The organism is Salmonella sp. A1325, assembly GCF_056991255.1.
Genome location: NZ_JAMLWO010000020.1, coordinates 1 through 21,990 on the forward strand (window position 1 = coordinate 1; position 21,990 = coordinate 21,990).

The 21,990-nt window shown below is 53.1% G+C and carries 17 protein-coding genes, 2 tRNA genes and 1 pseudogene; 6 read left to right on the forward strand and 14 right to left on the reverse strand.

Annotated features, from left to right (window positions below; all coding sequences use genetic code 11):
• Window positions 1-210 precede the first annotated feature (210 nt).
• The gene (locus tag NAZ64_RS21975) at window positions 211-1,428 is read left to right on the forward strand and encodes an IS4 family transposase (RefSeq protein ID WP_220569747.1); all 1,218 of its coding nucleotides are present in this window, start codon (window positions 211-213) and stop codon (window positions 1,426-1,428) included.
• Window positions 1,429-1,515: 87 nt separating this feature from the next.
• Here the strand turns inward: NAZ64_RS21975 and alaC are convergent, their stop codons facing one another.
• A complete protein-coding gene (gene alaC, locus NAZ64_RS21980) occupies window positions 1,516-2,754 on the reverse strand; it encodes an alanine transaminase (protein ID WP_000763118.1) in 1,239 nt (412 codons plus the stop codon).
• A gap of 587 nt (window positions 2,755-3,341) precedes the next feature.
• Here alaC and NAZ64_RS21985 point away from each other — a divergent pair.
• Window positions 3,342-4,196, forward strand: coding sequence for an AraC family transcriptional regulator (locus NAZ64_RS21985; RefSeq protein WP_001528431.1), 855 nt, complete (start codon window positions 3,342-3,344; stop codon window positions 4,194-4,196).
• 7 nt (window positions 4,197-4,203) lie between these two features.
• On the opposite strand, the pseudogene NAZ64_RS21990 reads toward NAZ64_RS21985, so the two are convergent.
• From NAZ64_RS21990 to glk, 7 genes and pseudogenes are all read right to left on the reverse strand, one after another.
• Window positions 4,204-4,284 (reverse strand): annotated as a pseudogene (locus NAZ64_RS21990) (hypothetical protein); the annotation flags it as partial.
• 13 nt (window positions 4,285-4,297) lie between these two features.
• Window positions 4,298-6,793: a phosphoenolpyruvate--protein phosphotransferase gene (gene ptsP / locus NAZ64_RS21995; protein WP_001528500.1), complete on the reverse strand. Its 2,496-nt coding sequence runs from the start codon at window positions 6,791-6,793 to the stop codon at window positions 4,298-4,300.
• A gap of 21 nt (window positions 6,794-6,814) precedes the next feature.
• Window positions 6,815-7,855, reverse strand: a complete 1,041-nt coding sequence (ypdE, locus tag NAZ64_RS22000) for an aminopeptidase (RefSeq protein ID WP_063917234.1) — start codon at window positions 7,853-7,855, stop codon at window positions 6,815-6,817.
• Entirely contained in the window at window positions 7,855-8,937 is a 1,083-nt protein-coding gene (ypdF, locus tag NAZ64_RS22005; RefSeq protein ID WP_220569745.1) for an aminopeptidase, read from the reverse strand. The genes ypdE and ypdF overlap by 1 nt, the downstream gene beginning before the upstream one ends.
• A 16-nt stretch (window positions 8,938-8,953) precedes the next feature.
• Window positions 8,954-10,201, reverse strand: coding sequence for a PTS fructose transporter subunit IIC (locus tag NAZ64_RS22010; protein WP_001528423.1), 1,248 nt, complete (start codon window positions 10,199-10,201; stop codon window positions 8,954-8,956).
• A gap of 20 nt (window positions 10,202-10,221) precedes the next feature.
• Complete coding sequence (locus NAZ64_RS22015) at window positions 10,222-10,548, reverse strand: PTS fructose transporter subunit IIB (RefSeq protein WP_000162759.1); 327 nt, start codon at window positions 10,546-10,548, stop codon at window positions 10,222-10,224.
• A gap of 275 nt (window positions 10,549-10,823) precedes the next feature.
• Window positions 10,824-11,789 carry a glucokinase gene (gene glk / locus NAZ64_RS22020; protein ID WP_023231214.1) on the reverse strand — a complete coding sequence of 322 codons (966 nt, stop codon included), beginning with the start codon at window positions 11,787-11,789 and terminating at the stop codon, window positions 10,824-10,826.
• A gap of 203 nt (window positions 11,790-11,992) precedes the next feature.
• Here glk and NAZ64_RS22025 point away from each other — a divergent pair, with 203 nt between their 5' ends.
• Complete coding sequence (locus tag NAZ64_RS22025; RefSeq protein ID WP_483641033.1) at window positions 11,993-13,228, forward strand: ion channel protein; 1,236 nt, start codon at window positions 11,993-11,995, stop codon at window positions 13,226-13,228.
• Between the two features lie 19 nt (window positions 13,229-13,247).
• Here the strand turns inward: NAZ64_RS22025 and NAZ64_RS22030 are convergent, their stop codons facing one another.
• Window positions 13,248-14,900, reverse strand: coding sequence for an alpha-keto acid decarboxylase family protein (locus NAZ64_RS22030; protein ID WP_220569743.1), 1,653 nt, complete (start codon window positions 14,898-14,900; stop codon window positions 13,248-13,250).
• Between the two features lie 179 nt (window positions 14,901-15,079).
• Here NAZ64_RS22030 and mgrA point away from each other — a divergent pair, with 179 nt between their 5' ends.
• Window positions 15,080-16,078, forward strand: a complete 999-nt coding sequence (mgrA, locus tag NAZ64_RS22035; protein ID WP_000640283.1) for an L-glyceraldehyde 3-phosphate reductase — start codon at window positions 15,080-15,082, stop codon at window positions 16,076-16,078.
• Window positions 16,079-16,191: 113 nt separating this feature from the next.
• Window positions 16,192-16,518: a DUF2502 domain-containing protein YpeC gene (gene ypeC, locus NAZ64_RS22040; protein ID WP_000490091.1), complete on the forward strand. Its 327-nt coding sequence runs from the start codon at window positions 16,192-16,194 to the stop codon at window positions 16,516-16,518.
• 60 nt (window positions 16,519-16,578) lie between these two features.
• On the opposite strand, the gene NAZ64_RS22045 is transcribed toward ypeC, so the two are convergent.
• Window positions 16,579-17,820: an Nramp family divalent metal transporter gene (locus NAZ64_RS22045; protein ID WP_000131734.1), complete on the reverse strand. Its 1,242-nt coding sequence runs from the start codon at window positions 17,818-17,820 to the stop codon at window positions 16,579-16,581.
• On the reverse strand, window positions 17,813-17,890 hold the full coding sequence (locus tag NAZ64_RS22050; RefSeq protein ID WP_418144572.1) for a hypothetical protein: 78 nt from the start codon (window positions 17,888-17,890) through the stop codon (window positions 17,813-17,815). Before NAZ64_RS22050 ends, NAZ64_RS22045 begins: the two co-directional genes overlap by 8 nt.
• A gap of 272 nt (window positions 17,891-18,162) precedes the next feature.
• Between NAZ64_RS22050 and nupC the strand changes: the two genes are divergently transcribed.
• On the forward strand, window positions 18,163-19,365 hold the full coding sequence (gene nupC / locus NAZ64_RS22055; RefSeq protein WP_000376343.1) for a nucleoside permease NupC: 1,203 nt from the start codon (window positions 18,163-18,165) through the stop codon (window positions 19,363-19,365).
• A gap of 52 nt (window positions 19,366-19,417) precedes the next feature.
• On the opposite strand, the gene NAZ64_RS22060 is transcribed toward nupC, so the two are convergent.
• The 3 genes from NAZ64_RS22060 to NAZ64_RS22070 all read right to left on the reverse strand — a co-directional run bounded on the left by NAZ64_RS22060 (window position 19,418) and on the right by NAZ64_RS22070 (window position 21,990).
• Window positions 19,418-21,607 (reverse strand): EAL domain-containing protein, encoded by a 2,190-nt coding sequence (locus NAZ64_RS22060; RefSeq protein ID WP_220569910.1) that lies wholly within the window; start codon window positions 21,605-21,607, stop codon window positions 19,418-19,420.
• A gap of 189 nt (window positions 21,608-21,796) precedes the next feature.
• A tRNA-Ala gene (locus NAZ64_RS22065) sits at window positions 21,797-21,872 on the reverse strand.
• A gap of 42 nt (window positions 21,873-21,914) precedes the next feature.
• Window positions 21,915-21,990: transfer RNA gene (locus NAZ64_RS22070), tRNA-Ala, on the reverse strand.

The following is a 21,990-nucleotide window of genomic DNA, read 5'->3' on the forward strand; positions in this document are numbered from 1 at the left end:
CTTTTGATTTCTTGTTGAACTTTTGCAGTTGCCAGACCGCAAGATGTTTTAACAAATCAAAAGGGGTTTTAATAACTGACTTAAAGCTGAAAGCTTTCCGGAACCCCCAGCCTAGCTCTGAGGAATCCCCAGTAATGGGCGGGTGAAAAAAGACAGGCATAGAGTTTTGTGATCTACTGATTGTGCAACCAATTCAATGAGATCTCCTCTATGCCTGCTTATCAAGTATGTCAGAATTTCTTCCAGGATGCCTTAGCTCCGTTTCACAAATACCGACAAAATGCCCTGCTGGATGCCACTGTTGCACTAATTAATGGCGCATCGCTGACGCTGACCAGTATCGGTCGTTATTTACCCGGAACTGCTCAGGTCAAAAATAAAATCAAACGCGTTGATCGTCTGCTCGGCAATGAATCACTTCATCGTGATATTCCTTTGATTTTTAATAATATTATTTCGATGCTGACACGCCAGTTATCCCTGTACGTCATTGCTGTTGACTGGAGTGGCTACCCGTCTCAGGAGTATCACGTCCTTCGCGCCAGTCTGATTTGCGACGGGCGTTCGCTCCCGTTATTGAGCTGGATCGTTCCCTCAGAAAAACAGCAGAACGCAAAGATCCAAAAAGCGTTTCTTGATGCGCTTGCCGAAGCGGTAAACCCGAAGTCCAGAGTACTTATCGTCACTGATGCTGGCTTCCAGAATGCATGGTTCAATCATATAAAATCGCTGGGCTGGGATTTCATTGGTCGCGTCCGGGGTAAAGTGAAGTTCAGGTTACAAAAAACAGGTGAATGCTGGCACGATATCACTGATATCAAAGCTGAAAAACATCCACTCATTAAGGCAGGCACACGACCGGTACATCTCGGGTCTGGTACTCTGGGACGGGCAGAATATGCACGCTGTGACGGACACTTTTATCTTCACAAAAAACAAACTCGTGGGCGTAAGCACAAACATTCCCGGTGTCGAATTCATCGTAAATCGCAGGTCCGGGATGCCCGCAAAGCGGCAAAAGAACCCTGGCTTATATTCAGTAGTGCAGGTGACTTTAAGCCACGGGAAATCATGAAATTATACAGTCGCCGTATGCAGATAGAGCAAAACTTCCGGGATGAAAAAAGTGAGCGTTTTGGGTTCGGTTTGCGTGCCAGCTACAGCCGTTCAGCAGGACGCCTTCTTGTACTGAGCCTGCTGGCAACACTGAGCACAATAGTTCTGTGGCTTATTGGTTATCATGCTGAAAATAAAGGATTACATCTGCGATACCAGGCCAACAGTATAAAATCCCGGCGGGTTATCTCATATCTGACGTTAGCGGAGAATATCTTACGACACTCTCCGCTAATTTTAAGGCGAACGGTGCTGAGCACCGTTCTTAACCACCTCGCCAGAACCTATCGAAATATGGTGCTGATTTATTAGCGCTGAGTTTGTGGGGATCCCTCAGCAGCCTAGCTGGGGGTTTTCCATAGACAAAAAACAGGAGCCATGGGGCTCCTGTTTGCTTTTCTACTCCGTGCTCGCTTCAACGGGTTTTGGATGTGACGGCAGCACGCCATCAGCGCGGAACATCGCTTTAATCCCTCTGACGGCCTGGCGAATGCGGTCGCGATTCTCTATTAATGCAAAGCGTACATGGGTGTCGCCATAATCACCAAAGCCTATCCCTGGAGAAACGCAAACCTTCGCCTCATTCAGCAGCTTCTTGGCAAACTCAAGCGACCCCATCGCCGCATATTGCTCCGGGATTTTCGCCCAGACGTACATTGAGGCTTTCGGCATTTCAACCATCCAGCCCGCCTCATGCAGCCCCTTCACCAGCACATCGCGACGACGTTTATACTGCTCGGCGATATCGCGCACGCACTGCTGATCGCCTTCCAGAGCGGCGATAGCCGCCACCTGAAGCGGGGTAAAGGTGCCATAATCGTGATAACTTTTAATGCGCGCCAGCGCGCTGACCAGGGTTTTATTGCCCACCATAAACCCAATACGCCAGCCCGCCATATTATAGCTTTTCGACAGTGTGAAAAATTCGACCGCCACATCGCGCGCGCCAGGCACCTGCATAATGGATGGCGCTTTCCAGCCGTCGTACACGATATCGGCATACGCCAGATCGTGCACTACCAGCACATCATAACGTTTAGCCAGAGCGACCACTTTTTCAAAAAATTCCAGTTCGACGCACTGGGCCGTAGGGTTAGACGGAAAACCCAAAATCATCATTTTCGGTTTCGGATAACTTTCGCGAATAGCGCGCTCCAGCTCGTTGAAGAAATCCACCCCCTCTACCAATGGAACCGAACGCACCTGCGCCCCGGCGATAACGGCGCCATAGATATGAATCGGGTAACTGGGGTTCGGCACCAGAACCGTATCACCATGATCCAGCGTCGCCAGCATTAAATGCGCCAGTCCCTCTTTGGAACCGATGGTCACAATCGCTTCGGTTTCCGGATCGATATCGACATCATAACGTTCCTGATACCAGTGAGAAATCGCGCGGCGTAAGCGCGGTATGCCGCGAGACGTGGAATAACCGTGCGTATCCGGACGCTGCGCGACGGTGCAAAGTTTTTCGACAATGTGGGGAGGGGTTGCGCCATCAGGATTACCCATGCTGAAATCAATAATATCTTCGCCGCGCCGACGCGCAGCCATTTTGAGTTCAGCGGTGATGTTAAAAACATAGGGCGGAAGGCGATCGATACGCGTAAAGCGACGTTCAGGGCGGAAGTCAGCCATAATATCCTCAGATTAACGTTAGCGCCCGGACCGTCCGAGCGACGCTGCCACGATGGTGGCTCCTTTAGAAAATAGCCTGAAAATTTTCTTCCTGTCGAGAGGCTAATGAAAATATTTTTTAGCGATGAAAAAAGAGGAACAAGCGTAAAAAATTACTTTTTAAGCGTGTCAGTTATAGCATCAAACAAACCATATTGTTAACAAATTGATATCTTTGAATTTACCTAACGCGGTACAGCCGACGATAATTTCCTGTCAATAAACCTTATCTCAAATAATCCCCTTTTGATTTTGTGGTTTTTCCTCTTTAATCAAAACCCTTACTAACGATAATGGTATTCAATCATGTCATATTGCGGTATTTTTCAGGGACATTTCCCCGAAAATGAGGATCCTTTCCGGCAAGATGCCGCGATGAAACCGTAAATAAGGCAGCGAACCGGATACGTATAGTAAAATAAATCCCTGTTTTCGCCTGACTAACCGCCATGACATGATGACTCAACGCGCTGGTGTTTGACCTTTCGCTCAGCAAGAGTAAAGTGAAATAATTCAGACAGTTGAAGCATTCATGCACAGGAAAGGCAATGAAAAAAACAGACTTACCGGCAGACCAACAATTTTTTGCCGATCTGTTTAGCGGCCTGGTGCTGAATCCACACCGATTAGGACGCGTATGGTTTGCCAGCCAGCCCCCCTCCCTACCCTCCGGCAGCTTATGTATCGACCTCCCCCGGCTGGATATCGTCTTGCGCGGAGAATACGGTAATCAACTGGAAAAAACGCAGCGTCGGCTGACGGAAGGCGAAATGTTGTTTATCCCTGCCCGTGCGGCGAACCTGGCGGTTAGCGATAAACCAGTGATGCTGCTTAGTCTGGTATTCGCGCCCTCCTGGCTGGGTTTATTGTTTTACGAAAACCGTACAGCATCGCTTTTACGTCCGACGCGCCGTATCGAATTGCCACATTTGCAACGTGGCGAAGGCGAAGCAATGCTGACCGCGCTTACCCATTTAAGCCGTTCACCTCAGGAACAAAATATTATTCAGCCGCTGGTGCTTAGCCTCCTGCATTTGTGCCGGAACGTGGTGAATACGCCCCCCGATATCTGCCGTCCACGCACTGAATTTCTCTATCACAGTATCTGTAACTGGGTACAGGATAACTACGCCCAGCCGTTAAACAGAGAAAGCGTTGCACAGTTCTTTAATATCACCGCCAACCATCTGTCCAGGCTATTTACTCAGCATGGCACCATGAGTTTTGTGGAGTATGTTCGCTGGGTGCGAATGGCGAAAGCGCGTATTATGTTGCAGAAATACCACTTGCCGATTAACGAAGTCGCGCTGCGTTGCGGGTATCAGGATAGCGATTATTTTTGCCGTCTGTTCCGACGTCAGTTTGGCCTGACGCCAGGGGATTACAGCGCGCGGTTTCAGTAACAAACCGCTCGCCCGATGGCGGCGTAAACGCCTTATCTGGCCTACCATCACTCACGGACGTAGGCCTGATAAGCGCAGCGCCATCAGGCGGTTATCCCATGCTAAAACGTTAACTCCGCCTTCAGCAACGCCAGAATACTGTCGGCATCATTGGCGGCAAACAGCGACTGACGGAAGTTTTTATTTACCAGCTTACGGGCGAGCTGTGAAAAAACCTTCACATGATTTATCCCTTCATCCGCCCCAAGCGTCAGCATAATCACCAACTCTACGTCACCCATCTCCGACTGCCAGTCTACGGGCTGTGCGAGACGCGCAATACTGATCGACGAGTGGCGAATCCATTGCGATTTGGTATGGGGGATCGCCACGCCAAAACCGACGGCGGTGGTCACAATCTCCTCACGCTGCCAGACGTCCTCTTCCAGTTCGAACGGATGTTCGGTACGCCCGTTAACGCCAAGATTACCGCACAGAAACTGGATAACCTGTTCCTTATTACTGAGCGGCTCGCCGACAAAGATATTTTCCAGCGCCAACAGCGGTCGTACCTCTTTTTCTGGCGCGAACTGATTCAGCAGAGCTTCTATCTCCTGGGCGCTGCGACACTCACAAGCCTGACTTGCCAGCGCCCGACACGCCTGACTATCCAGATGACGTAGCTGACTTTTTACCGCCGGAATACGTGGACTGCTCATACTTAGCTCATCCAGCCCCAGTCCCAAAAGTAGCGGTAAATAGCGGCTTTCTCCGCCCAGTTCGCCGCAAATGCCGACCCATTTACCTCGCTCATGGGCAGTGTGGATAATCTGCCGCAACATGCGTAAAAACGATGGCGTAATCGGGTTATACAGCGGCGAGACGCGCGGATTATTGCGATCGACCGCGTACAGATATTGCGTCATATCGTTCGAACCGATGCTAAAGAAATCCACCTCATCGCAGAAATGATCGATGATGTAACAGACCGACGGCACCTCAACCATAATCCCCAACGGAATATCCTGCGCGTGACGCAGCCTTTCCCCATGCAGCTCCGCAACCGCCTTTTTCAGCTCACTTTTTACCCATAAAATCTGGTCAAGACTATGCACCATCGGAATCATCAACTGCGCATGACCGAAAACAGCAGCCCGCAAAATTGCGCGAAGCTGGGTGCGAAAAAGTCCGGCAAACTCAGGGTAGATGCGCACCGCACGGTAGCCAAGAAAAGGGTTCTCTTCCTGCGGAATATTGAGATAGCGGATATGTTTATCGCCGCCAATATCCATGGTGCGGAAAATCACCGGCTTTTCGCCCGCCGCCAGCAAAACCTGTTGGTAGGCTTCAAACTGCTCCTGCTCATCCGGCGCGCTGTCGCGATCCATAAACAGCATTTCGGTACGAAACAGGCCAATGCCTTCCGCGCCGTTGGAGAACGCGCCAGGTGCCTCCAGCGCGGTGCCAATATTCGCCGCAATATCGATACGCTGGTTGTCCTGCGTACAGGCAAGCAATGCCGCATCGCGCGCCTGCCGCTGTTGTCGTTTATCCGCCAGCTTCTGCGCCACGGCATAATAGCCGCGCACCGAGGTATCCGGACTAATCGCTAGTACGCCGCACTGCGCGTCCAGCACCGCAGGCCGGGTAGCATAACGACCAATGGCCTCGGCAGAGAGCCCGCTAAGCACCGGGATCGCGGAAGCGCGCGCCAGAATCAAAGTATGTGACGTCCGCCCGGTCTTTTCGAGGATCATACCGGACAGATACTGTAAATCGAGGCTTAAAAACTGGCTGGGCGTTAAGTCTTCCGCCACCAGAAGGGTAGGACGCGTTAGCACCAGCGCATTACGCGGCTGTTTTTCAGGCCAGGTAATGTGCAACAACTGCTCGGTGATATCGCGAATATCGCTCACCCGCTCGCGCAGATAATCACTTGCCGAGGCTGAAAGCTGGCGACAAACCTGTTCCATATTGGCAATAATCGCCGCTCCCAGCGCCAGATGGCGTTCAACCATTAAGCGACGAATGTTCCCCACAAACTCATCATCCTGAATCAGCGACAGATGAGCGCTTAAAATAGTTTTACTCTCGCCGTCACGCTCGCGAAGCTGTTGATTAAGCTGTTCCGCCAACGTCGCCAGGCTATTTTCAAGGCGGGTAAGATCTTCAGCGCTCGCGGGAATAGTACGGTAGCCCTCCAGATTATCGCTCTGCCACAGCGTCAGAATCCCCTCGCCCACGCCGCTTGCCAGCACATCGCCGTACAGCAAATCCGGATTCAGGCGAAGCAGCGATCGCGGCAGCGGATGCGCCGCCAGTTCGGCTGGCCCTGGCTGAACGCTATCGCTGTCGATAAAATGGTGCGCAAGCCAGGCCTCCAGCGATCGTTTAGCCTGTTCTTCATCACGCCCGCTAATATTCAGAACGCAGCTATCATTGAACAGCGTACTGGTGCCGATAAGCGCCAGCGAACTTTTCGCGTCCGCCCGCGTATTCTGACGATGATTAATAAAAGTAATATCACTTTGCCACTGGCTGCACTGTTCTTTCAGCTCCCACGCGGGACGCGCATGAATACCGTTAGGCAGCGGGCAGAGAAACTCTATCGTTAACATAACTACTCCTTTAGCGCGAAATCAGTACCTGAAATCCGTCAGGCGAGCCACAGTATCACGCGTAAAACCGGTCATCAGCGCCGACAGCAACTGCTGTGTCTGCAGAATGTCGCGACAATCGGCAATTGAGGCGGCACAATGTCCGTGGCGGGTTGCCGGACCAAGCACCACCGTCGGGATGCCCGTTCCGCTCAGATGCACCGCCCCGCCATCCGTTCCGCCGTTGCTGAACATATCCAACTGTAGCGGTATTTCCGCTTGCGCTGCGATGCTCTCAACCCAGGCGGTTAGTTTTGGCGGCGCAATCAGCGATTTATCGCTCAGCACCAGCATCGGTCCCAGACCGATTTGCCGATGATTCGCCGCGCCATAATCAAAATTTTTCGCCCAGCAGGCGGTATCCAGTACGATGGCTAAATCCGGCGCAACGGCGCGGGCCGCCGTTTGACCGCCGCGTAATCCCACCTCTTCGCTGGAACTGGCCGCCAGCCAGATTTCCGCCGGTAATTCCGCATCGTGCCATTCACGCAGCAACGCTATCAGCAGATAGCAACCGAGCCGATCATCAAAGGCTTTACCCATCACCCGCTGATGCGGCAACACCTGAAACGCGCTATCAAAAGTCACACGATCGCCGGGACGAATCCCCGCCTGTATCACCTCGTCATAAGAACGCGCGCCAATATCGACCCGCAGTCCGCTCACCTCGTTGCCGCTGCGCTCGCCATCAAGCAGGCCGGGAATTTTACATTCCTCCCGCGTGGTGATGCGGACCGGCTGGAGCTGACGCGCCGCCATTCGCACATTGCCCACCGGCAGCACATCAATCGCCCCCTCGCCGGAAATACTGCGCACCATAAATCCCACTTCATCCATGTGCGCGCAGATCATGACTTTCGGGCCATCCGAGGCATTAAGTCGGATCAATACCGATCCTAAGCCATCGAAGCGCACCTCTTTATGCAGGCGATCCGCTTCGTCGAGTAAGATCTGGCGAACCTCCTGTTCTGACGCGGCGATCGCATCCGCCTCGCACAGCGCTTTCAGTAGCGATAAATCCATCATGCGGCTCCTGTCAGTAATACGGTTTTCGGCATGGAATAGAGCACTTCCGCGCCTTCCGGCGTGACCAGTACAACATCTTCAATGCGTACCCCGCCCTGCTCCGGCAGATAAATGCCCGGCTCCACGGTCAGTAGCATTCCCGGTGCGAGTACTGTGTGGTCATCAGGCGAAAAGCGAGGATCTTCATGTACCTCAATGCCGATAGAATGGCCGGTGTTATGAGCGAAAAACTCGCCATATCCCGCCCGGTCGATAACGTCGCGCGCGGCGGCATCCACCGTCAGACAGCGCGCGCCCGGACGAATAGCCGCAATGGCGGCAAGCTGTGCCTCAAGGACAATGTGATAGACGGGAAACAGCGGATGCTCCTGCGGCGCGCCCGCGCCGGGCACCAGAAAAGTTCGGGTCATATCGGAACAATATCCCTGATACAGCGCGCCGAAATCGAGAGTTATCCATTCCCCCGCCGCCACGATTTTATCGCTGGCTTTACCGTGCGGCAGCGCGCCACGCCAGCCGCTGGCGACAATAGTATCGAAGGAGGCTTTCTCCGCGCCGCGCTGGCGCATAAACCACTCCAGTTCAGCGGCGATTTCCCGCTCGCTCTGGCCTGGCGCGATAAAGCGGCGAATGTGTTCCGCACCCGCATCAGCAATGCGACATGCTTCACGAATACGGTCGATTTCCACCGCCGTTTTAACCTGCCGCAGCGCGTCAATGGAGACGCTGATCATGGTGGCCTGCAGTTCCGTCTGCCAGCGACGCGCCGTCTCCCAACTGACCTGCGCGCCTTCAAAGCCAACCGTTTGCAGATTTTCCGCAGCGATAATCTGATTCGCCAGCGACACCAGCGTCTGTTGCCCGCCAAGCAGATGTGTGCAATATCCGTTCGCGCGCGCTTTCACATCGGCGTAATAACGGGCATCAACCAAAATATGCGCATGTTGGCGGCTGATCAGGACAAATCCTGAGCTGCTGGAAATGCCCAGATGCGGCTGCTTGTTCGGGCGCGAGGAGATCAGTACCGCATCTAATTGGCGCTCGGTGAGCCATTGGCGAAGCGATGTCAGTCGCGTCATGTTATCGGTCCTTATTTCACAGGCTTTCAATCAGCAATTTACCCCGGCGGTACATCATATGGCGCAAGAAGATCACCATCAGCGCCGTTATCACCGCGCCCAGTAAAATACCCGCGATATAGACGCCGAGATGGCTTACCAGCGGCCACGCCCAGATTGCCGACTCCGGGAACCACTGCACCGCGCCCAGCCAGACGGCGAACGTCGACCCCACGATGGCGCCGACCATGTAAGACGGGATGGCGGTGATCGGGCTTTCCAGCGCAAAGGGAATCGCCCCTTCGCTGATCCCCATAAACGCCAGGAACATCGCCGTCTTACCCTGCGGATAAAGCTGCGCGTTGAACAGACGTTTACCGGTCAGACGACGGTCGAGCAGCGTCGCCAGCCCCAGACCAATCGGCGGGATGACAATCGCGATGGAACGCGCCGTCACCGGCAACACATGGTCAGTGGTAAAACTAAAGGCAACAAATCCTGCGGCTTTGTTAATGGGACCGCCGAGGTCGATGGCAGTCGCGGCGGCGATTCCCATCGCGTACATTAATGCCCCCTTTTCACCCGCCGCGGTGAGCAACGTGCGAATTCCGCCATTAATCCAGCCGCCAAAGGGCGTAATCACGTAGTACATCGCCAGCATCACAAAAATGGCGGAGAGAATCGGCAGTAAAAAGGTGGTCTTAAAGGCCAGCAGAAAGTCAGGCAACTGGATTTTTTGGTTCATCCACTTCACCAGATATCCCGCGACGATAGAAATAATCAGCGCGCCGATAAAGGTTGACGGGACTGGCGCGGTGGTCACCCAATGCAGGCTGGCCGGATCAAAATTCAGCACCTGCGTTGGCTGAGTGGACATCAAACCGCCGATAAAACCAGCCGGAAACGCCAGTTTGCCGCCGATGGAGTTCGCCACAAAGGCAGCGAACATCGGGATGGCGAAACCAAATAACACGCCGCCGAAAGATTGCGATAACCAGGCGAACTTCAACAAGGAGAGATTAAAACCAGCGAATTTTCCGCTGTTCAACGCGTCCATGATGCCGGTATCGGCGGGAATGTCCAGCCAGCTATAGGCAATCAACTGCGAGAAAGCGAGGATCACCCCGCCCATAATTAACGTCGGCACCATGCGTGAAATTCCGGACATCACATGCTGCGGTAGTTCGCCCCAGAAGCTATTACCAGAGGCCTGCGGTTTCTTGACTGCCGCTGCCGCGCCGGATGCGCCGGGTACAACAGTCGCACTGCGTTTTTTAATGGCCATATCTGTATCCCTGTCGAGAATTACGGTTGTTCGGCGGCAATCATCTCTTCAATTTCTTTGATAATGCCCGCAGCATTTTTAATGGCATCCTGAAGCGTGATCTCGTATACATCGCGTGATTCAAAACGCTCGTTATCCTCCGGCGTTACTGCTACGGAATGGATAATTAACGTCGCTTCGGCAATGTCCTGCGCCGTGAGACGGTTTTGAATACCATCAGCGCCCTGGGTTTCGATTTTGACTTCGTATCCTGCTTCTACCGCCGCCTCTTCCAGCGCCTGCGCCGCCATAAAGGTGTGAGCCAGGCCCATCGGACACGCACAAACGGCAATCAGTTTTTTAGTCATAACGTTTTCCTCGTAATAGTTAACGAGGGAAATTATGACGGTGAGAAGCCTACGCTTGTTACCAGATGAATAATGCTTTTACTGGACAAGTAATTCTGCTAAGCAGAAATGTGACGCGTGTCGGCATGGCCGGTAACAGGCGAAAAAAAACCGCGTGAGGCACGCGGTTTGAGACTGGCAAGAGAATGATTAATTGCCTGATGACGCTGCGCTTATCCGGCCTACAGATGACACACTTTTGTAGGCCGGATAAGGCGTTTATGCCACCATCTGGCTTATAGAATATGACCTAATGTCTGGCGCAGATGCGCGCCGGAACCTAACAAGCCAGGGTTATCATGGACAATCAGATAGACCGGAATACCGTGTACATAATCTTTAAAGCGGCCTTTATCTTCAAAGCCACCACGGAAGCCGGACGCTTTAAAAAATTCCAGGAAGCGCGGGACAATACCGCCAGCGATATAAACGCCGCCAAATGTTCCCATGGTTAACGCCAGATCGCCGCCAAATCGCCCCATGATGACGCAAAAGAGCGACAACGCGCGGCGACAATCGATACAGCTATCCGCCAGGGCGCGTTCGGTAATATCTTTCGGGCGCAGATTTTCCGGCAGACGGTTGTCGGACTTAACAATCGCCCGGTAAAGATTCACCAGCCCCGGGCCAGACAGCACGCGCTCGGCGGAAACATGGCCAATTTCGGCGCGCAATATTTCCAGAATCATAGCTTCTTCTTCGCTATTAGGCGCAAAATCGACATGCCCGCCTTCGCCCGCAAGGCTAATCCAACGCTTATCCACATGCACCAGATGCGCCACGCCCAAGCCAGTTCCCGCGCCATACACCGCAATAGGTTTGCCGTCTACCGGTTCGCCGCCGCCGAACTGAATTAAATGCTCTTTTTTCAGCATCGGGATCGCCATCGACACGGCGGTGAAATCGTTGATGATTTCCAGATGGCTAAAGCCGAGATTTTTTTTCATTTCCGCAATAGAAAAAGCCCAGGTATGGTTAGTCATCGCTACCCAGTCACCGGTAATCGGGCAGGCTATGGCGATACAACCATCTTCCACGCTGACGCTATGCTCATCGAGATAAACGCGCACCACGGCCTCAAGACTGGGATAATCCAGGCCGGAATACGTTTTGGCCTGCGAGATTTCTCCACTGGCGATATCACACAGGGCAAGACGCGCATTCGTGCCGCCTACATCTCCTACTAAAGCATACTTTGTCATTCTTCTACTGCTCCGCTAAAGTCAAAATAAGTCTTTGTCACACTGTAAATTCATGGGGGCATAACAACAACGGCCATCAGGCTGACTGCCTATAAATATAGATCTTCATCACAGAATTACTTTCTTGTTTCAGCACCAATTGCAGCAATGCCGTCGGGCAGGCTGTGCAAAATAGGTATACGACCCCGTGTAAGGAAGAGATTATGTTCCACCCGCGTGCCCGAACGATGCTACTGCTGTCGCTCCCCGCACTGATTATTGGCGTAGCGTCAAGCCTGGTTTTAATCGCCTCGATGAAAGTCGCGTCGGTTTTTCAGCAATTTCTTTGGCAACGACTGCCCGCCAGCATCGGCATCGCTTATGATTCGCCGTTCTGGATAGTGGGTATGCTCACGCTAACCGGGATCGTGGTGGGTTTGATTATCCGTTACAGTCCCGGACACGCTGGCCCCGATCCGGCCATCGAACCGTTAATCAGTATGCCGGTCTCGCCATCTGCGCTGCCCGGGCTGCTTCTCGCCTTAATCATCGGCCTTGCTGGTGGGGTAAGTTTGGGGCCAGAGCATCCGATAATGACAATAAATATCGCGCTGGCGGCGGCTTTCGGCTCCCGCCTGTTTCCGCGTATCACGGCGTTAGACTGGACGATTCTGGCCTCAGCGGGCACCATCGGCGCGCTGTTCGGCACGCCCGTCGCTGCGGCGCTGATTTTTTCGCAACCCCTTAGCGGCTCTAACGATATTCCCATGTGGGATCGCCTGTTTGCGCCGTTAATGGCGGCAGCGGCGGGGTCACTCACCACCAGCCTGTTCTTTCATCCGCATTTTTCGTTACCCATCGCCCATTACACGCAGATGCGGCTGGTGGACATTGCCAGCGGAGCGATCGTCGCGGCGATCGCCATTGCCGCCGGGATGGTCGCCGTCTGGTGCCTTCCGCGTCTGCATGAGTTGCTGCACCGACTGAAAAATCCGGTCCTGATTCTCGGCATTGGCGGTTTTATACTGGGTATTCTGGGCGTCATTGGCGGGCCGCTTACCCTGTTTAAAGGCCTGGACGAAATGCAACAAATGGCGTTTAGCCAGACGTTGGGCGCGGGAGATTATTTTACCTTAGCCGTCGTCAAACTCGCCGCGCTGGTCATCGCGGCGGCGAGCGGCTTTCGCGGCGGGCGCATTTTTCCGGCTGTGTTTATCGGCGCGGCGCTGGGGCTCATGCTCCATGCCCATGTTGAGGCCGTACCCGCGGCGATTACCGTCTCCTGCGCGATTCTTGGCTTAGTGCTGGTAGTGACACGTGACGGCTGGCTCAGTCTGTTTATGGCGGCAGTCGTCGTACCGGATACCAATCTGCTGCCGCTGCTCTGCATTGTGATGCTCCCCGCCTGGCTATTGCTGGCGGGAAAACCGTTGCTGGCCGCCAATCGTCACGAACCCTAATCCGGCGCAGCGGGGGCCATTATCCCCCGTTGCGAGCTTCCAGCGCCCGGGTCACGGTACGCAGTAATTCCGGCAGATCGGCTTTTGGCAACATCACTTCAATAAATGACAGACGTTGTGGGCGCACCAGACGTTCGAGGACCTCCGCCAGTTGGATAGCCTGCGTCACACGCCAGCACTCCGCCTGTTGCGCCGCATTTAGCGCCGATGGTATCTGCGTCCAGTTCCAGCTCGCGATGTCGTTATACCGCTGGGCCGCGCCGTGAATGGCGCGCTCTACGGTATAGCCGTCATTGTTGAGCAGCAGGATGACCGGCGCCTGCCCGTCGCGTAACATCGAGCCCATCTCCTGAATCGTGAGCTGCGCCGCGCCATCGCCAATAATCAGAATCACCCGCCGATCGGGGCAGGCGGTTTGCGCGCCAAACGCGGCGGGTAAGGAATAGCCGATAGATCCCCACAGCGGCTGTACCACAACTTCCGCGCCGTCAGGAAGCGACAGCGCGGCAGCGCCAAAAGCTGCAGTCCCCTGGTCGACAAGGATAATATCGCCGGGTTTGAGATACTGCTGTAAGGTTTGCCAGAAGCTTTCCTGGCTCAGTTCTCCCTTATCAATCCGCACTGGCTGTCCGGCGGAACGCGTCGGCGGCGGCGCAAAAGCGCATTCAAGGCACAGTTCGCGCAGCGTAGACACCGCCTGCGCCATCGGGAGGTTGAACCAGGTTTCGCCGATGCGCGACGCGTAAGGCTGAATCTCCAGCGTGCGTTCCGCCGGCAATTGTTGAGTAAATCCGGCCGTAAGGGTATCGACAAAACGGGTGCCGACGCAGATAACCCTATCGGCGTCCTCTATGGCCTGACGCACTTCTTTGCTGCTGGCGCCTGCGCTATAGGTGCCAACGAAGTTCGGGTGCTGCTCATCAAAAAGCCCCTTCCCCATCAGTAGTGTCGCATGAGCGATGGGCGTTTCCGCCATCCAGCGCTGCAACAGTGGTCGTAAACCAAAACGCCCAGCAAGAAAGTCGGCCAATAGCGCAATGCGCCGACTGTTCATCAGGCACTGACGGGCGTGGTAACGAAAAGCCGTCTCCACGCCGCTTTGCGCTTCATGCACGGGCAACGCCAGCGCCTGCGTAGGCGGGATGGCCGTTTTTTTCGCCACGTCGGCGGGCAACATGATGTATCCTGGCCTGCGTGCGGCAAGCATTTCACCCACTACACGGTCAATCTCGAAACAGGCGTTCTGTTCATCCAATATTGCGCTGGCAACAGATATCGCCTGACTCATGCGATAAAAATGACGAAAATCGCCGTCACCGAGGGTATGGTGCATCAATTCGCCACGCTGCTGCGCAGCGCTACAGGGCGCGCCGACGATATGCAAGACCGGGACATATTCCGCGTAACTGCCCGCGATACCGTTAATAGCGCTAAGTTCTCCCACGCCAAAGGTGGTGAGTAGCGCTCCAGCGCCCGACATGCGTGCATAACCGTCCGCGGCATAAGCGGCGTTCAGCTCATTGGCGCATCCCACCCAACGCAAGGTCGGGTGGTCAATCACATGGTCAAGAAACTGCAAGTTATAATCGCCCGGTACGCCAAAAAGATGGCCAATGCCGCATCCTGCCAGTCTGTCCAGCAAATAGTCGGCCACGGTATAGGGGTTTTGCATGACAGCTTTCCTTCTGACGTTGACATTATGTTGAGTATTAAGGAATGCCAATGGCTGTCCAGCACGACGGGGATGAAAGCCTGGAAAACAATGTTTACAGCGGCAAACAGTAAAAGCCGGATACCGCCTGGCGAGTGTAACCGTATACACTATTTATTCACGCCACAGGGGGAAAGGTTATGATTTATCAGCCCGATGAGAATCGTTATCATACAATGGAGTATCGTCGCTGCGGACGCAGCGGCGTCAAACTTCCCGCTATTTCGCTGGGGTTATGGCACAACTTCGGCGATGCGACACGGGTAGAAAATAGCCGGGCGCTGCTGCAACGCGCGTTCGATCTGGGCATTACCCACTTTGATCTCGCCAATAATTATGGGCCGCCGCCGGGCTCCGCAGAATGCAATTTTGGCCGCATTCTGCAGGAAGATTTTTTACCGTGGCGCGATGAGTTGATCATCTCCACCAAAGCGGGCTACACCATGTGGGATGGCCCTTATGGCGACTGGGGTTCACGGAAATACCTTATCGCCAGCCTCGATCAAAGCCTGAAACGTATGGGGCTGGAGTATGTCGATATCTTTTATCACCATCGTCCCGATCCCGAAACGCCGCTTAAAGAGACGATGAAAGCGTTAGATCACCTTGTGCGCCAGGGCAAAGCGTTGTACGTGGGGATCTCTAACTATCCTGCCGATCTGGCCAGACAAGCTATCGATATTCTGGAGGATCTCGGCACGCCTTGCCTGATTCATCAGCCTAAATATTCGCTTTTTGAGCGTTGGGTAGAGGACGGGCTGCTGGCGCTGTTGCAGGAAAAAGGCGTCGGCAGTATTGCCTTCTCGCCGCTGGCGGGCGGGCAGCTCACTGACCGTTATTTGAATGGTATTCCGGAAGATTCCCGCGCGGCGAGCGGAAGCCGTTTCCTTAAACCAGAACAGATTACCGCCGACAAACTGGAAAAAGTTCGCCAGTTGAATGAACTGGCTGCGCGACGGGGCCAAAAATTGTCTCAGATGGCGCTCGCCTGGGTGCTGCGTAACGATAACGTTACCTCGGTACTGATTGGCGCCAGCAAACCGTCGCAAATCGAAGACGCCGTAGGAATGCTGGCCAATCGCCGTTTTTCGGCGGCGGAATGTGCAGAAATTGACGCTATTCTGGAGGGCCGGTTTTAGCAAAAAATGCTCTCCTTCATGATTTAAGAGTTAAGGCGATGAAACAAATCTTTACTGCTTTGTAATATTGCATTAACAGGCCGGCGACGGCTCGATCGTGAAGGAGAGAAAGTATGTTCAGGTCACTGATTCTGGCGGCAGCCTTGCTGGCTTTTACACCGCTTGCCGCGAATGCGGGCGAAATCACCCTGTTGCCCTCAATAAAATTACAGATTGGCGATCGCGATGATTACGGTAACTACTGGGACGGTGGTCGCTGGCGCGACCGTGATTACTGGCACAACCATTATGAATGGCGTAAAAATCGCTGGTGGCGCCATGACAACGGCTATCATCGCGGCTGGGATAAGCGTAAAGCGTATGAACGCGGTTATCGGGAAGGCTGGCGCGATCGCGACGATCATCGCGGGCGAGGCCGGGGTCACAAACATCATCACTAAGCCTTCTGCTGAATAACAGCCCGATGACGCCCACGCATCGGGCCTGCTATCTTTCTGTCTTTATGACAATCCCATTACCGTTCCAACCAGCAACCAGATATTCAGGGCGACGACCAGCACGACAATTATCCAGCCAATCTGTTTTACCCGCCGCGTGTTCACCAGCTCGCCCATTAGCGTAGCGTTACTGGTGAAAATCAGGAGCGGCACCAGCGCCAGCGCAATACCAAAACTCAGCAGCACCTGACTCATCACCAGAATTCGGGTAGGGTCCAGCCCCATCAAAATCACAATAAATGAGGGCAGCATGGTAATGGTGCGCCGTACCCACAGCGGAATGTGAAAACGGACAAACCCTTGCATCACCACCTGCCCCGCCAGAGTCCCTACCACAGTGGAGGAAAGCCCTGCCGCTACCAAACTAAGACCAAACACCGTTGCCGCCGCATGGCTTAGTAACGGTTCCAGCGTCAGGTATGCCTGATCGAGGTCGGCGATGCCGGTGTGGCCGCTAAAATGAAACGCCGCCGCGGCGGTCGCCATCATTGCCAGATTGACAAAACCGGCAATCGTCATGGCAATAGCGACATCCCATTTCGTTGCTGAGTACCGTTGTTGCCGCGTTCCGCCGTGCAGATGCTGTGTTAATGACGAGTGCAGATAAATCACGTGCGGCATAATCGTCGCGCCAAGCACGCCGGCGGCTAAGAATACGGCTTCCGGGTTCGGTAGCGCCGGGATGACCATTCCTTTGCCGAGCTGCGCCATATCAGGCTGAGAGAAAAACAGCTCCACAATGTAAGCAGCGGCGACAAAAAGCAGTAAACCGCCGATGACTTTTTCAAGCGGTTTTTGACCGCGGCGCTGTAACATTAAAATCAGAAACGTCGCGATACCGGTCAATACCGCGCCCTGTAATAAAGAGACGCCCAGGATCAGCTTAAAACCTATTGCCGCGCCGATAAATTCAGCTAAATCGGTGGCCATCGCGATGATTTCCGCCTGTACCCAGTAAAACCAGACTACCGGGCGCGGATAATGGTCGCGAATTTGTTCCGCCAGGTTCTTGCCCGTGGCGATTCCGAGTTTTGCCGAGAGGATTTGAATCAGCATCGCCATCAGGTTCGCCCAGACCACCACCCAGAGTAGCTGGTAGCCAAAGCTGGCGCCGGCCTGAATATTGGTCGCGAAGTTACCGGGATCGATATAACCAATCGCGGCAATGAACGCAGGTCCCATTAATGCGAGCCTTAGCTTGCGCGCCGCCCGTCCGCTGCTATTCTCTACGCGATTGTCAGTCATCTTTTGCCTCAAAAACATAGCCTTTGCTATGTTTCATGCTATGTTTATTGATAATGATTATCAAGTGCATTTCAATGGGTACGGGTGATTACTTTGATAGTGTGAAACGATAGACCGATACGATGACGACCTGTATCAGAACAGTTTGGCTTAACATTACAAGATTAGCACACTGATATAACTTTTCATTTTCATATTCAGTACAGTAAAAGTGTATTACAGATCACTAATTTTGAATCTCGTCACAGGTCCTTATTATAGTGTGTGTTGGATCTCGTTTTCTTTACGGCTGTTGCATAGAATGTGCACGAAAATTAAACCTGCCTCATATTTGGAGCAAATATGGACCGCGTCCTTCATTTTGTCCTGGCGCTTGCCGTTGTTGCGGTACTCGCACTGCTGGTTAGCAGCGACCGTAAAAAAATTCGCATTCGTTACGTCATTCAGTTACTTGTTATCGAAGTATTACTGGCCTGGTTCTTCCTGAACTCGGATGTTGGCCTTGGCTTCGTAAAAGGTTTCTCCGAGATGTTTGAAAAACTGCTCGGATTTGCCAACGAAGGGACAAACTTCGTCTTTGGCAGTATGAACGATCAAGGTTTGGCGTTCTTCTTCCTGAAAGTATTGTGCCCGATCGTCTTTATTTCCGCGTTGATCGGTATTCTCCAGCATATCCGTGTTCTGCCAGTGGTCATCCGCGCTATTGGTTTCCTGCTGTCCAAAGTAAACGGTATGGGCAAACTGGAATCTTTTAACGCCGTCAGCTCGCTGATCCTCGGCCAGTCTGAGAACTTTATCGCTTATAAAGATATCCTCGGCAAAATGTCCCGTAACCGCATGTACACCATGGCTGCAACGGCGATGTCGACCGTTTCCATGTCTATCGTGGGCGCGTATATGACCATGCTGGACCCTAAATATGTGGTCGCAGCGCTGGTTCTGAACATGTTCAGCACCTTTATCGTACTGTCGCTGATCAACCCCTATACCGTTGATGCCAGCGAAGAAAATATTCAGATGTCGAACCTGCATGAAGGCCAAAGTTTCTTCGAAATGCTGGGCGAGTACATTCTGGCAGGTTTTAAAGTGGCGATTATCGTCGCGGCGATGCTGATCGGCTTCATCGCGCTGATCGCGGCGCTGAACGCGCTGTTCGCAACGGTTACCGGTTGGTTCGGTTACAGCATCTCCTTCCAGGGCATTCTGGGTTACATCTTCTACCCGGTCGCATGGGTAATGGGCGTACCGTCCAGTGAAGCGCTGCAGGTAGGAAGTATCATGGCGACCAAACTGGTTTCCAACGAATTCGTGGCGATGATGGATCTGCAGAAAATCGCCTCTACCCTCTCTCCACGCGCTGAAGGCATTATCTCCGTCTTCCTGGTGTCCTTCGCGAACTTCTCTTCCATCGGTATTATTGCGGGCGCGATTAAAGGCCTGAACGAAGAGCAAGGCAACGTGGTTTCCCGTTTTGGTCTGAAACTGGTTTACGGTTCTACTCTGGTGAGCGTACTGTCCGCCTCTATCGCGGCGCTGGTACTGTAAGTCTGCGTTTAATGTAGAAACCGGGGAGCTATCCCCGGTTTTTTTATGCCGCTTATTTGCCTAACGGGCGCGGGCGGCCAATCAGATATCCCTGCAAACTATGTACGCCAAGCTGCAATAGCAGATCGCGCTGCGCAGGCGTTTCAACAAACTCAGCCACGACGCTCAACGATTTCGCTTTCGCTAAGTCAGTGATGGATTTCACGATCATCGCATCCAGGGAGTCCGTCAGAATATCTTTTACGAAACAGCCGTCGATTTTAATGATGTCCGCCTTGAGGCGTTTTAGCCGTTCATAGTTTGCATAGCCGGTGCCGAAATCATCAATGGCGATTTTTAGGCCAAACTTACGCAACTGGTTGATATTGTGCATACTGATTTCGGAATGAGAGAAGGCCTGTTCTTCAGTAATTTCGATGATGACCGAAGCAGGCGGGACGCCATAGCGTTTAAAAAGCTGCATAATGCGCGACGCCGTCTCTTTTTGCAGCAGCGTCAGCGGCATCAAGTTAACCGAGAAACGCGCCCCCTGCTCCGCCGAAGGATGCGCGGACAACCATTGCAGGAGCGCTTCCATCACCTGCATATCAAACCGTACGCTCAGGTTAAACTGGGCGATAAGCGGAATGAACTGATTGGGCATCATGATACCGTCGTCGCACCGAAGCCGCGTCAGAATCTCGTCATACCCTTTTCCCTGCGCGTCGCGAATGGGTTGCGCATACAAAACAAGCGCGCCACGCTCCAGCGCCTGACGGATTTTCTGCAACCGCAGCACCCGTTCCGTCGTCTGCCCGGAAGCGGCTTCAATACTCTGGGTCAGTGCTAGCACCCGACGGTGCGAGCAGGATTGCTCCGCCAGCCAGCTTAATTGCCCCAACAGCGGTTGCAAGGTTTCCTGGCGACCATCGAATGTTCCCCACGATGCGCCGTATTCCATGTCCAGACCGGTATTGTTCCAGTAAATTTTGCGGTTATTAAGCACATTGAGCATGTATTGCAGGCGGGCTTCCGTCTCCGGTCCCGTCAGTACCAGCAATAATTCACTGCCCGGCAGATGGAAAATTTTCTCCTTTTCCTGCAGCAGCGGCTGCAACACGCGAAACACCTCGCGTTCGCAATGCACGCGCATCTGCATACCGTAATGACGGCTCAGAAATTCCAGGTTTTCCATGCGTAAATAACACACGCTTTGCCCGGCATCCTGTAAAAGAAACTGCTCCAGCGCACGCAGGTTAGGCAGTTTCGTCAACGGATCGGTTAATGCCTGCGAGTGCCACTGTCGATTCAACCATTCGCTACGCTGATTAATCCGCGCCATGTACAACAAACAAATACTAAAAGAAATGAGAACTGAAAGGATAAATGCCAGCGAATATTCTGAGCCCACGCCCTGCAGAAAATTGCGGTTATAGCTAAGCAGGAATAGCGCAGTGAGAGCCCAACTAAAATTCAACAGCGGATAACTGATTTTCCCCACGCCGAGGGTAAATCCAATGAACAGAACTGGCACCAGATAGCCAGCAATATACTTTGTCTCGAAAGGCGTACACAGCACCGCTAATAGCGTCGCCAGAGTGGCAAACCAGAGAAGCGTAAACAGGCGTTTTTCTTTGGCGAGATAAGGAGCGACATCCCTCCGCCAGAAAATACGAGTATAGTGCGGGCTGACTATCATCCGCAGCGGATAATAGAAAAAGAGGGTAAAAATAAGCGCGGCAGAAATCAGACTCAATAAATCAACAATCGAGAAAATAGCGGTGCCGGTGCCAAAGAAGGTAGAGATTGTCACCGGGAAAGCCAGGTAGTGCCCCGCCAGATGCATACTGATTTTTATGCCAAACGGCGTCATTAACCCTAACCAGAAAACGCGTAGCCAGATGCCTTGGTTGGGTATTCCGTAGCGCCAGCGCGCGCCCAGCTGCCAGCGTACGATAGCGCAAACCAGCAACACGGGAAACGTCTGGCAAAATAGCAGCACCATCGCCTGTGGCAGAGGTAAATGAAAATTCCATTCATTAGTCAACATCATTCCGCCTACCATCGGCGCGACGCCACGGCGGCCAAATAAGAACAGCACGGAAAACATGACGCAGAGCGGTAGCCAGGCCAGAAAGATATAGCTGGAATCAATTGTGGCGCGGGGAGAAATGAGACGGGATAGCAGAACAGCCGGAACAGTCAGGCAGAAAGCCAGTAAAAATATTTTTATATTTTTTAATACGTTACACTTATCCAGCATTGCTTTAATGCTCACATCATTATATAAGGCGCATGAATAATAAGTATATTCGCATTATGAAGCAATCTAACAAAAGCTCATATTGACCGCAAAGCAGCGGCAAACAAACGCACCTGAAGAGCAGATCAGACGCCATGAATTTTGTGACAAAAAGCAAAAACCCCCGCTTTTCAACGGGGGTTTGAATGTTGGTGGAGCTAAGCGGGATCGAACCGCTGACCTCTTGCATGCCATGCAAGCGCTCTCCCAGCTGAGCTATAGCCCCATAGTGCTTTTACGTATACGCCAAATTTATCGGGAGTAAATTTGGTGGAGCTAAGCGGGATCGAACCGCTGACCTCTTGCATGCCATGCAAGCGCTCTCCCAGCTGAGCTATAGCCCC